The organism is Arthrobacter sp. NQ4 (assembly GCF_029077345.1).
GTDB lineage: Bacteria > Actinomycetota > Actinomycetes > Actinomycetales > Micrococcaceae > Arthrobacter.
On sequence record NZ_JARETC010000022.1, the window covers coordinates 17894 to 28942 of the forward strand.

At 67.1% G+C, this 11049-nt stretch carries 14 protein-coding genes; 10 read left to right on the top strand and 4 right to left on the bottom strand.

Annotation, left to right across the window (positions count from 1 at the left end; translation table 11 throughout):
- Positions 1-10 precede the first annotated feature (10 nt).
- From PUN51_RS20390 to PUN51_RS20410, 5 genes are all read left to right on the top strand, one after another.
- Positions 11-1093 (top strand): FecCD family ABC transporter permease, encoded by a 1083-nt coding sequence (locus PUN51_RS20390; RefSeq protein WP_275182348.1) that lies wholly within the window; start codon positions 11-13, stop codon positions 1091-1093.
- A 56-nt stretch (positions 1094-1149) separates the two neighbouring features.
- Complete coding sequence (locus tag PUN51_RS20395) at positions 1150-2187, top strand: FecCD family ABC transporter permease (protein WP_275182357.1); 1038 nt, start codon at positions 1150-1152, stop codon at positions 2185-2187.
- 1 nt (position 2188) lies between these two features.
- Positions 2189-3004, top strand: coding sequence for an ABC transporter ATP-binding protein (locus tag PUN51_RS20400; protein WP_275182349.1), 816 nt, complete (start codon positions 2189-2191; stop codon positions 3002-3004).
- Positions 3001-4056, top strand: coding sequence for a siderophore-interacting protein (locus tag PUN51_RS20405; RefSeq protein WP_275182350.1), 1056 nt, complete (start codon positions 3001-3003; stop codon positions 4054-4056). Before PUN51_RS20400 ends, PUN51_RS20405 begins: the two co-directional genes overlap by 4 nt.
- A 136-nt stretch (positions 4057-4192) precedes the next feature.
- The gene (locus PUN51_RS20410; RefSeq protein WP_275182351.1) at positions 4193-5056 is read left to right on the top strand and encodes an SGNH/GDSL hydrolase family protein; all 864 of its coding nucleotides are present in this window, start codon (positions 4193-4195) and stop codon (positions 5054-5056) included.
- Here PUN51_RS20410 and PUN51_RS20415 read toward each other — a convergent pair.
- Entirely contained in the window at positions 5053-5358 is a 306-nt protein-coding gene (locus PUN51_RS20415) for a YciI family protein (RefSeq protein ID WP_275182352.1), read from the bottom strand. The two genes, PUN51_RS20410 and PUN51_RS20415, sit on opposite strands and share 4 nt — an antisense overlap.
- 59 nt (positions 5359-5417) lie before the next feature.
- Between PUN51_RS20415 and PUN51_RS20420 the strand changes: the two genes are divergently transcribed.
- The gene (locus PUN51_RS20420; RefSeq protein WP_159629765.1) at positions 5418-5903 is read left to right on the top strand and encodes a MarR family winged helix-turn-helix transcriptional regulator; all 486 of its coding nucleotides are present in this window, start codon (positions 5418-5420) and stop codon (positions 5901-5903) included.
- A 55-nt stretch (positions 5904-5958) separates the two neighbouring features.
- Positions 5959-6720 carry an SGNH/GDSL hydrolase family protein gene (locus tag PUN51_RS20425; protein ID WP_159629767.1) on the top strand — a complete coding sequence of 254 codons (762 nt, stop codon included), beginning with the start codon at positions 5959-5961 and terminating at the stop codon, positions 6718-6720.
- Positions 6721-6743: 23 nt separating this feature from the next.
- Here the strand turns inward: PUN51_RS20425 and PUN51_RS20430 are convergent, their stop codons facing one another.
- From PUN51_RS20430 to PUN51_RS20440, 3 genes are read right to left on the bottom strand one after another with little or no spacing between them, the layout of a single operon-like run.
- A complete protein-coding gene (locus tag PUN51_RS20430; RefSeq protein WP_159629769.1) occupies positions 6744-7571 on the bottom strand; it encodes an FAD:protein FMN transferase in 828 nt (275 codons plus the stop codon).
- Positions 7555-8112 (bottom strand): FMN-binding protein, encoded by a 558-nt coding sequence (locus tag PUN51_RS20435; RefSeq protein WP_275182355.1) that lies wholly within the window; start codon positions 8110-8112, stop codon positions 7555-7557. Before PUN51_RS20435 ends, PUN51_RS20430 begins: the two co-directional genes overlap by 17 nt.
- Positions 8109-9575, bottom strand: coding sequence for a ferredoxin reductase family protein (locus tag PUN51_RS20440; protein WP_159629773.1), 1467 nt, complete (start codon positions 9573-9575; stop codon positions 8109-8111). The genes PUN51_RS20435 and PUN51_RS20440 overlap by 4 nt, the downstream gene beginning before the upstream one ends.
- A gap of 314 nt (positions 9576-9889) precedes the next feature.
- Between PUN51_RS20440 and rpmB the strand changes: the two genes are divergently transcribed.
- From rpmB to rpsN, 3 genes are read left to right on the top strand one after another with little or no spacing between them, the layout of a single operon-like run.
- Positions 9890-10126, top strand: coding sequence for a 50S ribosomal protein L28 (rpmB, locus tag PUN51_RS20445; RefSeq protein ID WP_018763944.1), 237 nt, complete (start codon positions 9890-9892; stop codon positions 10124-10126).
- Entirely contained in the window at positions 10126-10293 is a 168-nt protein-coding gene (gene rpmG, locus PUN51_RS20450) for a 50S ribosomal protein L33 (RefSeq protein WP_013602737.1), read from the top strand. Before rpmB ends, rpmG begins: the two co-directional genes overlap by 1 nt.
- A gap of 2 nt (positions 10294-10295) precedes the next feature.
- A complete protein-coding gene (gene rpsN / locus PUN51_RS20455; RefSeq protein ID WP_015938870.1) occupies positions 10296-10601 on the top strand; it encodes a 30S ribosomal protein S14 in 306 nt (101 codons plus the stop codon).
- The last annotated feature ends 448 nt before the right edge of the window (positions 10602-11049 follow it).

Genomic DNA, 11049 nt, shown 5'->3' on the forward strand with positions numbered 1-11049 from the left:
GCGCACCTCCATGAGTACGACGACGGCGCCTCCGGCAGCGGACAACGGCACCCAGGTGCCGGTCACGGCAGCCCCGGGCACCCTCCGGGGTGATGCTCGGGGAAGGAAACCTGCTGCCTGGCTGCTGGCCGCCGTCGTCGTTCTGGTCCTCCTGGCCGGCACATCGCTGGCCGTGGGCGCCCGTGACGTTCCCCTCGGCACTGTGTGGCAGGCGCTCACAGCGTTCGATCCCGCAAACGGGGACCATGCCGTGGTGCACGCCCGTATCCCGCGGACCGTCCTGGGCCTGCTGGCCGGCGGTGCGCTGGGCCTTGCCGGTGCGGCGATGCAGGGTGTTGCCCGCAATCCCCTGGCCGATCCCGGCATCATCGGTGTCAACGCCGGGGCTGCCCTGGCGGTAGTGGCCGGAATCTACCTGTTCGGCGTCACCACCTTCACCGGCTACATCTGGTTCGCGTTCACCGGGGCCGCCGCGGCCGCCGTCGTGGTGTACCTCATCGCCTCGCTGGGCCGGGAGGGTGCAACGCCGGTGAAGCTCGCGCTGGCGGGAGCAGCATTGAGCGCCGGGCTGTCATCGCTCATGAACGTCATCCTGGTCTCCAGCCAGGACACCCTCGACCGGTTCCGCTTCTGGCAGGTGGGCGGCATCGCGGGCCGTGACTGGCCGGTACTCCTGCCGGGTTTGCCGTTCCTGGCGGCGGGTGCGCTGGTTGTGCTGCTGGCCGGGCGGACCCTCAACAGCCTTGCCCTGGGGGACGACGTTGCCCGCGGGCTGGGCCAACGGGTGGGCCTGGCCCGCGCCGTGGTGGCCCTGGGGGTGGTCCTGCTGTGCGGCACGGCCACCGCGCTGGCGGGGCCCATCGGCTTCGTTGGCCTGGTCATCCCGCACGCCGTCCGCTTCCTCACCGGCCCGGACTACCGCTGGATCCTGCCGTTGTCCCTGGTGGCCGCCCCGGCGCTGCTGCTGGGCGCGGACATTGTGGGCCGGGTGGTGCTGCTTCCCGGTGAAATCCCGGCGGGCATCATGACCGCCCTGGTCGGCGCCCCCGTGTTCGTGTGGCTGGTCCGCCGCGGGAAAGGGGCAGGCCTGTGACCGGCGTTGCGCTATCAGATATGGCTGCCAAAACCGGTCCCAAGGGGCCAGAAGTGATGGAGCAGCGCGGGGGACGGGGGCGACTGCACCGGACCGCGGTGCTGGCTGCCGCCGTCGTGATCCTGTTCTTCGCGTCCGTCCTGCTGGGCAGCTACACGGTGACCATTTCGGATTTCTTCACCATCGTCATCAACCACCTCACCGGCGGCGCGAAGATTCCGGGAGCCAGCTTCATCGTGATGGAGAACAAAATTCCCCGCGCGGTCATCGGCACCCTGATCGGGATCGCGTTCGGCCTGGCCGGCGCCCTGTTCCAGACGATGCTGCGGAACCCCCTCGCCAGCCCCGACGTTATTGGCATCAGCTCGGGGGCCAGTGCGGCGGCGGTTGTTGCGATCGTTGTTTTCGGCGTATCCGGTGCCGCTGTGTCCGCGGCGGCGCTGGCGGGTGCCCTGGCCGTGGCGGCCCTGATTTACGCGATCTCCCGCGGCGCCCGCCGAACCGGCAGGGGAACCGCTGCCGGAAACAGGCTGGTCCTGGCCGGTGTGGGGACCGCGGCAGCCCTCCAGGCCGTGGTCAGCTTCCTCATGACCCGGGCCGACATCCGCACCGCCGCCGACGCCCTGGTCTGGCTGAACGGATCCCTGAACTCCGCCAACTGGGACCGCGCCGGGATCCTCTTCCTTGCGCTCGCCGCCCTGGTTCCCGCCACCGGGCTTATCGCCGGGCCGCTGCGAATCCTGGAACTGGGGGATGACGCAGCGGCCGGGCTGGGCGTCCGGGTCAACACCGCGCGCCTGGCACTGGTGGTCGTCGCGGTATCGCTGGCAGCAGTGGCGACGGCGGCTGCCGGACCGGTCTCGTTCGTCGCCTTCCTGGCCGGTCCCATCGCCCGCCGCTTCACAGGCAAAGCCAGCCTGCCGGCGTCGGCCATGGTGGGCGCCCTGATTGTCCTGGCGGCCGACTACTTCGCCGCCAACCTGGCCCCCTTGTTTTTGGGCGGCACAGTGCTCCCGGTGGGCGTGGTCACCGGCGCGCTCGGCGCCCCGTTCCTGCTGTGGCTCCTGGTCACGGCCAACCGAAAGGATGCCTGACGTGGCAGTTCTCCAAGCCAAGGACCTGACCCTCAGCTACCACCAGCGCTGCGTGGTGGACGGCCTCAGCGTCCGGATTCCCGAAGGTAGGGTGACCATGATCGTGGGCGCCAACGCCTGCGGAAAGTCGACCCTGCTCCGAGGCCTGTCCCGGCTCCTTAAACCTGAGCGCGGCGCCGTGACCCTGGACGGCAAGGACATCCATTCCCGTCCGGCGCGCGAACTGGCCCGCGCCCTGGGCCTGCTGCCCCAGCACCCCAGCGCCCCGGACGGGATCACCGTCCGCGACCTGGTGGGGCGGGGACGCTACCCGCACCAGGGCTTCTTCCGCAGCTGGAGTGTCAAGGACGACGCCGCGGTGCAGCGCGCGCTGGAAGCCACCGGAACGCTGGAGCTCGCCGGGCGGGACGTGGACGGACTGTCCGGCGGGCAGCGGCAGCGGGCCTGGATCGCCATGGCCCTTGCCCAGGAAACCGACGTCCTGCTGCTGGACGAACCCACCACCTACCTCGACCTGGCCCACCAGGTGGAGGTCCTGGACCTGGTGACGGACCTGAACCGCACGCGCGGCACCACCGTGGCCATTGTCCTGCACGACCTCAACCTGGCCGCCCGCTACGCGGACCACGTCATCGCCATGAAGGACGGCGCCGTCGCAGCCCTGGGCTCCCCGCAGGACGTGGTGACGGAAGACCGGGTCAAAGACGTCTTCGGCCTGGAAAGCCGCGTCATCCCGGACCCCGTCTCCGGTACCCCGCTGATCCTTCCCATCGGCCGGCACCACGCCACAACCACCGAACTGGAGCTCGTTTCATGAAAACCCGGGAAAGCGCCGCCACCCACCAGCCGGCAACCCAGCCGATGAGCCTTGCCTTCGAGGTGACCGTCTCAGCTGTCCAGCAGCTCAGCCCCACGTTCCGCAGGATCACCTTCGGCGGCTACTCCTTGCGTGACTTCGGCGTCCACGGCCACACCCTGGACCTCCGGGTCAAGCTCGTCATCCCGTCACGGGCCCCGGACGGCACGCCGCTGCCGGTCCCCGCCTTCGACACGGCCCACGCCGGCTGGTACCGGGACTGGCTGGCCATGGACCCGGCCGTGCGCGGCTCGATGCGCACCTATACGGTCCGGGAGGCGCGGCTGGATGCGGTGTACCCCGAGATCGACGTCGACTTTGTGATGCACGCCGACGAGGATGGGCACGCCGGGCCGGCAGCGGACTGGGCATCCAAGGCCAAACCCGGCGACCCGCTCACCCTCATCGGCCCGAACAACCGCGCCGCGCACTGCGTCACCGCCGAAACCTATTCCGGTATCGAGTGGCGCCCCGGCATGGCCCAGCGCGTCCTGCTCGCCGGCGACGAAACCGCCGTCCCCGCCATCTCCGCGATCCTGGAAACGCTCCCGCCATACATGAGTGGCCACGCCCTCCTGGAAGTCCGGCAGGCAGGCGACTTCCTGGAACTCAGCTCCCCGGCGGACATCGAAATCACCTGGCTCGCCCGCGGCGCCGCCATCGGGCGGTCCCGGCCACACGGGCAGCTGCTGCATGAGGCCGTGCGCAAAGCCGTCCCCGTGCCGGGCTGGGTGGGCATCAAAGCCTCCGACGCCGGCGCAGGCCCCGAGCCCGAAGACGTCAACGTGGACGAGGACATCCTTTGGGAGACACCGTCCCGGATGGAAACCGCCGCCATCAGCGCCACCAAGAACCCGGACATGCCCGCCGGTGCCATGCCGTTCTACGCCTGGATCGCAGGTGAAGCAGCCGTCATCAAGGACATGCGCCGCTACCTGGTGCGGGACGTGGGCATCGACCGGAAACAGGTGGCGTTCATGGGGTACTGGCGGCAGGGCAAAGCCGAAGGCTAGCCAAACGCCCCATCAGATCCTGCCGGTATTTCCGGGACGCCCCATCAGATCCTGCCAGCATTTCCGGGACGCCCCATCACTTACTGTTCATCCCGGCGTCGTGATTCCTTTGACTTGTCCCGGTACTTTCGTGGCTGTGCCCTCTGATCCCTTGCTTCCTGACTCCGGGCGGCGGGTGTTTGTTGCCCTTGGGGATTCCTTTACCGAAGGGGTGGGGGATCGGGATGAGCGGCTGCCCAACGGGGTGCGGGGGTGGGCCGACCGGGTGGCCGAGAAACTCGCCAAGGCGCAGCCAGGGTGGAAATATGCCAACCTGGCCATCAGGAGCAAGCGGCTGCGGCACATCGTCGACGAGCAGCTGGAACCGGCGCTGCGGATGCGGCCAACGCTTGTCACGCTCTACGCCGGCGGCAACGACATCCTGGACCTGAAGACCGACATGCCGGCGCTCATGGCGGACTACGAACAGCTGGTGGCCCGGCTGGCCGGTACCGGGGCCACGCTGGTCCTCTTCACGGGGTTCGACGTCAAGGTGTCCGCTCTGCTGGAGCCACTGAAGAAGCGCAACACCTATTACAACCAGCGGGTCCGGGACATCGCGGATAAATACGGGGCCGTGCTGGTGGACTACTGGTGCCTGGACGCCTTCCACGACCGGCGGATGTGGGACTCGGACCGGCTTCACATGTCCAAAGCCGGGCACAAATACCTTGCCGGGCAGGTGCTGGACCAGCTGGGCGTGCCGCACAAGATCAAGTCCAGGGACTGGGAACCACCCGCCCGGCCCGGCCTGCGCGAGTGGGAGCGGCGCCAGCGGCGCTGGGTCCACGACTGGGTCCTGCCGCTCTTCGGCCGCAAGCTCCGCGGCGTCACGCTGGGGGACACCCTCACCCCGCGCTGGCCCCAGCCGGTGAAGGTTCCACGGAAGGGCGGGTTGAAGAAGCTCGCCGCGGGAACGGCCGACGGCGGCAGCACACCTTACGGCGCCGGCACGCCCTAGGACGCGGGCTGGGGAGGGGTGTCCAGCAGGATTTCGTAGCCCGGGGCCACCCGGCCGGCGTGGAACTCCATGACTTCGAAGTCGGCAACCCCGTTGGTGTAGAACGGATCCTGCGCCAGGCTCGCGTCCAGGGTTTCCCGTTCGGCCTGCGACAGCAGCAGGCCACCGGTGCGCGGGATCTTGCGGCCGGCGGCGATGAACACGCCGTCGTCGAACGCCTTTTGCAGCCAGGCAATGTGGGCGTCGTTGTGGAAGTCGACGATCTCCTGGGGCACGCGGTAGGTGAGGGAGACAACATACATGGGGCAAGCCTACCGGCGCCGCACCAGCTACTTGAAGGATCAATCGTAGAATAGGGAACATGACCGAACCCCGCTGGCTCAACGCTGACGAACGCCGCGCCTGGCTGGCGCTGGTAAGCATCAATACGCTGCTGCCTGCCGCCCTGGACACCAAGCTGCACGCCGCGGGAAAACTGTCCCTGTTCGATTACACCGTCCTGGCCATGCTGTCCGAAGCCGAGGACCGGTTCCTGCCCATGAGCGAGCTCGCAGCCCGCACCAGCGCCTCCCTGTCCCGCCTCTCACACGTGGTGACCAAACTTCAGAAGCGCGGCTGGGTGGAACGCCGCCCGCACCCCCACGACGCCAGGGTGACCACGGCGCACCTCACCGAGGAAGGCATGGCCACGATTGTCGGCCTGGCCCCGGCGCATGTTGAGGACGTCCGTGACCTGTTCCTCGATGCCCTGACTGAACAGGACGTGCTGGACCTGGCGCGGATCGGTGAAAAAGTGGTGGGACGCCTGGATTCGGACCACTGGATCCTGCGCGAAACCCAGGCCTGACCTGGGAGCACCCGGGCGATTGGTTGCTTCCAGCAACGGGTGGCAAACTAACCGCATGGATTTCACTTCCCGGTTTGTGGCACTCGGCGACTCTTTCACCGAAGGCGTCGGTGACGACGACCCGGCACGTCCCAACGGTGTCCGCGGATGGGCCGACCGTGTGGCGGAACAGCTCTGCGCCGCGGACCCGGACTTCGGCTATGCCAACCTGGCCATCCGTGGCAGGAAGCTCCGCCAAATCCTGGCTGAGCAGGTGGACGCCGCCGTCGAGCTCAACCCCACCCTGGTGAGCATCTACGCCGGCGCCAATGACATCCTCCGCCCGCGCGTGGACATCGATGATCTCCTCGTGGAATACAACGACGCCGTGGCGAAGCTCGCTGCCACCGGCGCCACCGTGGTGATGTTCACGGGTTTCGACGCCCGGGGTTCGAAAGTGTTCGGCACCATGCGGGGCCGCACTGCCATTTACAACGAACTGGTCCGCGGGATCGCCGGGGACCACGGCGCCCTGCTGGTGGACTACTGGCGCTTCAGCGAGTACTACGACTGGGGCATGTGGGCCCACGACCGGATGCATATGTCCGCCGCCGGCCACGCGAACATGGCCAAGCGCGTGCTTGAGGTCCTCAAATATGACCACTCCATTGACGTCCCGCCCATGACTCCGGTGCCGGAACTGAGCGGGGCCGACGCCATCCGTGCCAACGCCCAGTGGTTCCGCGAATACGCGGCGCCGTGGGTGGTCCGCCGTGTCACCGGGAAATCCTCCGGGGACAACCTGCAGGCCAAGTACCCCCAGCTCACGCGGCTGTAGCGCGGGTCCTGGCTGCGCCTCTCCTACCCCGGCTGGAACGCCGGAGTCGCCAGGATCGAGCCGTCCGCGCGGATGGCCAGCACGGCAACGTCCCAGTTGTCCGCGGCACGGTCCAGCATCCGTGTCCCGCCGGCAACGATCGCCGTGGCCAGGACGTCGGCGGTGACAATATCCCCGGCGGCAACGGTGACCTGGACAAACCCGTCGTCACCGGCCCCGCTTCCCACCCGCCAGATGTGCTCGCCGCGTTCAGCGGAGCCGGAGGTGGCCATCGCGCTGTGCCGGCTGTTGCCGCCCAGCGGATAGCCGGTGATGAGGGTCAGTCGGTCGGCAGGGTCCACGATTCCGGCCTTCCAGGCTTCACCGCTGCCGGGCGTAGGTGAGCCGCTGACCAGCACATCGCCACCTGCATTGAGGCACCAATCGCGCCGCCCCAAGGCCAGGAGCGAGGTTCCCGCCTCCCGGATTGCGTGGCCCTTGATAATCCCGGACAGGTCCAGCACGCCGTCGGGCCTTTCGGGGGTGAACGCGCCCTCCGTGCGCAGGCGCCATTCATGCGCCTCGGCGTACCGCTCGCGCATCCGGGCCGAGGCCTGGGGCAGCTTCAGCTCACCTCGGGCCAGCCTGCCTGCTTCCGAATCGGGCCGGTACAGGCTGAAGGTTTCGTCCAGGTCCCGGAAAAGAAGTTCGACGACGGCGGTGGCGGCTGCGAGCTCGTCGAGCCCCGGCTGCCCTTCCGCGGGGGAGCCCACCGGCAGTGTCAGGCCGATGACCGTTCCCATGCAGTCAAAGGTGCGGGCCTTCAGGGTGGTGCCTGCCGTGGCGGGCAGGGGGTTAGAGGTTTGCTGCATCGAGGGCTGCCTGGAGTGAGGTGAGGTAGGCGTCGCTGGTGATGGTGGCGCCGCTGACGGTCTGGACATTGGCAGACTGCGCCGCCAGGACCTTGCTGCGGAGCAGGGGTGCCGCGCGGTTGCTGATCTGGATGGATTTGCCGTCCGTATTGGTCAGCTGCAGCGCCGTGACATCCGTGATCTTCCCGTTCGCCACCGTGATCTGGACCTGCACGGGGCCAAACCGGGTCTGGACGGTGTTTCCCTTGTAGGTGCCGGACGCGGAGGAATTGGACGAACTGGAGGACCCGGAGCTTGCGGACCCGGAGGAACCTGTGGTGCCCGACGAGCTGGAGGACCCCGATGACCCGGACGACCCCGTCCCCGTGGACCCGGTGCCTGTTGCACCCGTGGACCCGGTGCCTGTTGCACCCGTGGTGCCGGTCGCCGTCGTACTCGAAGCGACGGTGCTGATGCCGCCGGCCTGCGTGCCTGTCTGCCAGCCCGCCAGGAGGATCCCGGCGGAGACCAAAGCTGCTGCGACTGTTCCGCGAATTTTCACCAGTCAAACCTTTCGTGATGGATCTGTTCCTCGGGGACGCCGGCTTTCCCGGCATCCGCAATGACATTGGCCGCCCACGCCGCCGGGCCGCAGACGTAGACGTCCGCATCCCTGATGTCCGGCACATAGGAGGTAAGGCTGTAGCCGTTGCGCACCGAGTCCTCGGGAAGCCAGGTGGACCGCCGAGGGCCCCGCGGCCCGGTGAGGTGGAAGAGCCGGGCCCCGCGCGCCTGGCAGAGGTCAAGGATTTCGTTGCCCAGGTAAAGCTCCTTGTCAGTGTGGCCGCGGAGCAGGACCGTGCCCTCGCCCGGAGCGAACGGGGTGGTCTCCAGCAGCGCGCGCAGGGGAGTGATGCCGATGCCGGCGCCGATCATCACCACCTTGTTCTTCGTCCGGGCTGCCGTGCTGAGCAATCCGTAGGGACCCTCCAGGGCCACCTTGGTGCCCTTCCGCAGCCGGAGCAGCTGGGCGGAGCCGTCGCCGAGGTTCCGGACGGTGACCCGCAGCGTCCCCTGGCCGTCCCGGCCGTTGACCACCGGCTCCGCGGACAGGCTGAACGGGTGGGGGTGCCACCACATGCCCGGAGCCAGGAAGCGCCAGATGAAGAAGCGTCCGCCCGTCCCCGCCAGCTGGTCCAGCTTCCGTCCCCGCATGACGATGTTCACCACGCCGGGAGCCACGGCCTCCACGCGGGCCACCGTCAGTTGGTGGCGCGCGGTGGCCAGAACCGGCTCAAGGATGCGGAAGTACACCAGGGCCGAGCCGGTGTAGATGCAGATGGCGAGCCAGTACCACCGCTGCCAGGTGCCGGCCGCAAAGAGGCCGCCCACGCTGAACTGGTGCGGGATTGACGTTGCCACCGCGGCATAGGTCAGCAGGTGGACCACGTACCAGAACTCGTACGGGAAGCGCCGGCGCACAGCCACCAGGGACGTCACCACGACGGCGATGAACAGGGCCATGGAGACGAACGCCAGCCACATGTCGGGGACCTGCACCCACAGGTTGATGGATTCGCTGACCGGGTCCAGTCCCTCCGCCATGCCGTACCCGATGACCAGCAGGAGGCCGTGTGCCAACAGGAGGTAAAGGGAGGGCTTGCCCAGTTTGCCGTGGAATTCCAGGGCCCGGTCGTGGCCGATGGTGCGGTCGATGAACGGGATCCTCGCGGCCAGGAGCAGCATCAGCAGGACCAGGTCCATGCCCGCCAGGCCGGCCACGATCCCCGCCGCCGTGAACAGCGAGGCGGGCGAGGTGATGTTGGTGGCCCCGCCGTCTGCCAGCCACAAGGCGATGGCGGCAGCCACGGATGCCCATGCAATGACGGTCAGGAGGTCCGTCCGCAGCATGCGCCGGCGGTACTGGCGGGCGAACCAGCCGCGGGCGGGTATCTTCGGTGGTGAGAGCTCCGGGCGGCCGGAGCTGCTTGCGGCCGGTGATGCCGGCAGGAGCTGTGTGTTCATGCATCAAACATGCTTGGGGAAGCTATGTCCCTGCTGTGAAAAGGGGCCAGCGGCGGCTGTGACCTTTCAACAGGGGCAAGCCCTTATACACCCGATTGGTCTTTAATTGCGTCAACTCGTAGACTTGGTAGGCGCTAAGTGCGCGGAGCGTGCGCAATTGCTCCGGTTGCCCGGTAATTTTCTCCAGGGTGGCCGGTAGTTAGGGGCTCAAGTTGCGTAACTAACCGTTGCCCGTACATTCTGTGGGTCGCACTTGGCAGCATGGTCCAGCAGCAGATATGCGGATCATTACTTTCAATTCTTGAGGAGAAGTCATGGCAGCACACTGCCAAGTGACCGGGGCCGAGCCGGGCTTTGGGCACAGCATTTCGCACTCGCACCGCCGCAACAAGCGTCGGTTCGATCCGAACATCCAGAAGAAGCGCTACTGGGTTCCGTCCCTGCGCCGTAACGTCACGCTGCAGGTTTCTGCACGTGGCATCAAGACCATCGACGTGCGCGGTATCGACGCAGTCGTCGCCGACATTCTGGCTCGTGGGGTGAAGCTCTAGTGGCTAAGGACAAGGACGTACGTCCGATCATCAAGCTCAAGTCGACCGCGGGCACGGGTTACACCTACGTAACCCGCAAGAACCGTCGTAACGACCCGGACCGCATGGTCCTGAAGAAGTACGACCCCAAGATCCGCCAGCACGTCGAATTCCGAGAGGAGCGCTAAACATGGCTAAGAAGTCAAAGATTGCTCGCAACGAGCAGCGCAAGGTCATCGTTGAGCGTTACGCTGCCAAGCGCCTCGAACTGAAGAAGACCCTGGTTGACGAAAACGCAACCGACGAAGCACGCGAAGCAGCCCGCCTGGGCCTGCAGAAGCTGCCCCGCAACGCGTCCCCGATCCGTCTGCGCAACCGCGACATCATCGACGGCCGCCCCCGTGGCACCTTCCAGAAGTTCGGTATCTCCCGTGTTCGCTTCCGCGATATGGCTCACCGCGGTGAGCTCCCGGGCATCACCAAGTCTTCCTGGTAATCCAGCACCGCTGATTCCAGCTGCTTGAGAAGGGCCGGCAACCTTAGGGTTGCCGGCCCTTCTGCGTTTAACCCATTGCTTGCTCAGCGGCCGGGCCTGCCAGGAAACACCTGTGCGGCAGCACACAGCGGCAGAATGACGACGACGGCAGGTTGCGCAGGCGATCCACCCCGGGTTTCGCCGCGGAATACCGGGGATTTCCGGCCTCCGAAGGGCCGGTTTGCGATGGGACCGGAGTGCGTGTATTGTTTTCTAAGTCGCCGCGGGGGAGACAGTGAAGAACTGTTCACCGGGCGGCCAAACCCCCCAAATCAAAGCCAAAATCTGGTTGCTCTTTAGGGCGCTGGAAATCGGTATGGGGCGGTCTTCAATTCGATGGGAATCCTGAAAGATGGATTTGCTTCGGAGGCGGGGATCGGGTAAGTTTGAAAAGTTGCTCCGGAGCGAT

Excerpts from the sequence above, each read along its gene's own strand:
- PUN51_RS20390 (WP_275182348.1), top strand. The coding sequence starts at position 11 with ATGAGTACGACGACGGCGCCTCCGGCAGCGGACAACGGCACCCAGGTG.
- PUN51_RS20395 (WP_275182357.1), top strand. The coding sequence starts at position 1,150 with ATGGAGCAGCGCGGGGGACGGGGGCGACTGCACCGGACCGCGGTGCTG.
- PUN51_RS20405 (WP_275182350.1), top strand. The coding sequence starts at position 3,001 with ATGAAAACCCGGGAAAGCGCCGCCACCCACCAGCCGGCAACCCAGCCG.
- PUN51_RS20415 (WP_275182352.1), bottom strand. The coding sequence starts at position 5,358 with ATGTATGTTGTCTCCCTCACCTACCGCGTGCCCCAGGAGATCGTCGAC.
- PUN51_RS20420 (WP_159629765.1), top strand. The coding sequence starts at position 5,418 with ATGACCGAACCCCGCTGGCTCAACGCTGACGAACGCCGCGCCTGGCTG.
- PUN51_RS20425 (WP_159629767.1), top strand. The coding sequence starts at position 5,959 with ATGGATTTCACTTCCCGGTTTGTGGCACTCGGCGACTCTTTCACCGAA.
- PUN51_RS20430 (WP_159629769.1), bottom strand. The coding sequence starts at position 7,571 with ATGCAGCAAACCTCTAACCCCCTGCCCGCCACGGCAGGCACCACCCTG.
- PUN51_RS20440 (WP_159629773.1), bottom strand. The coding sequence starts at position 9,575 with ATGAACACACAGCTCCTGCCGGCATCACCGGCCGCAAGCAGCTCCGGC.
- rpmB (WP_018763944.1), top strand. The coding sequence starts at position 9,890 with ATGGCAGCACACTGCCAAGTGACCGGGGCCGAGCCGGGCTTTGGGCAC.
- rpsN (WP_015938870.1), top strand. The coding sequence starts at position 10,296 with ATGGCTAAGAAGTCAAAGATTGCTCGCAACGAGCAGCGCAAGGTCATC.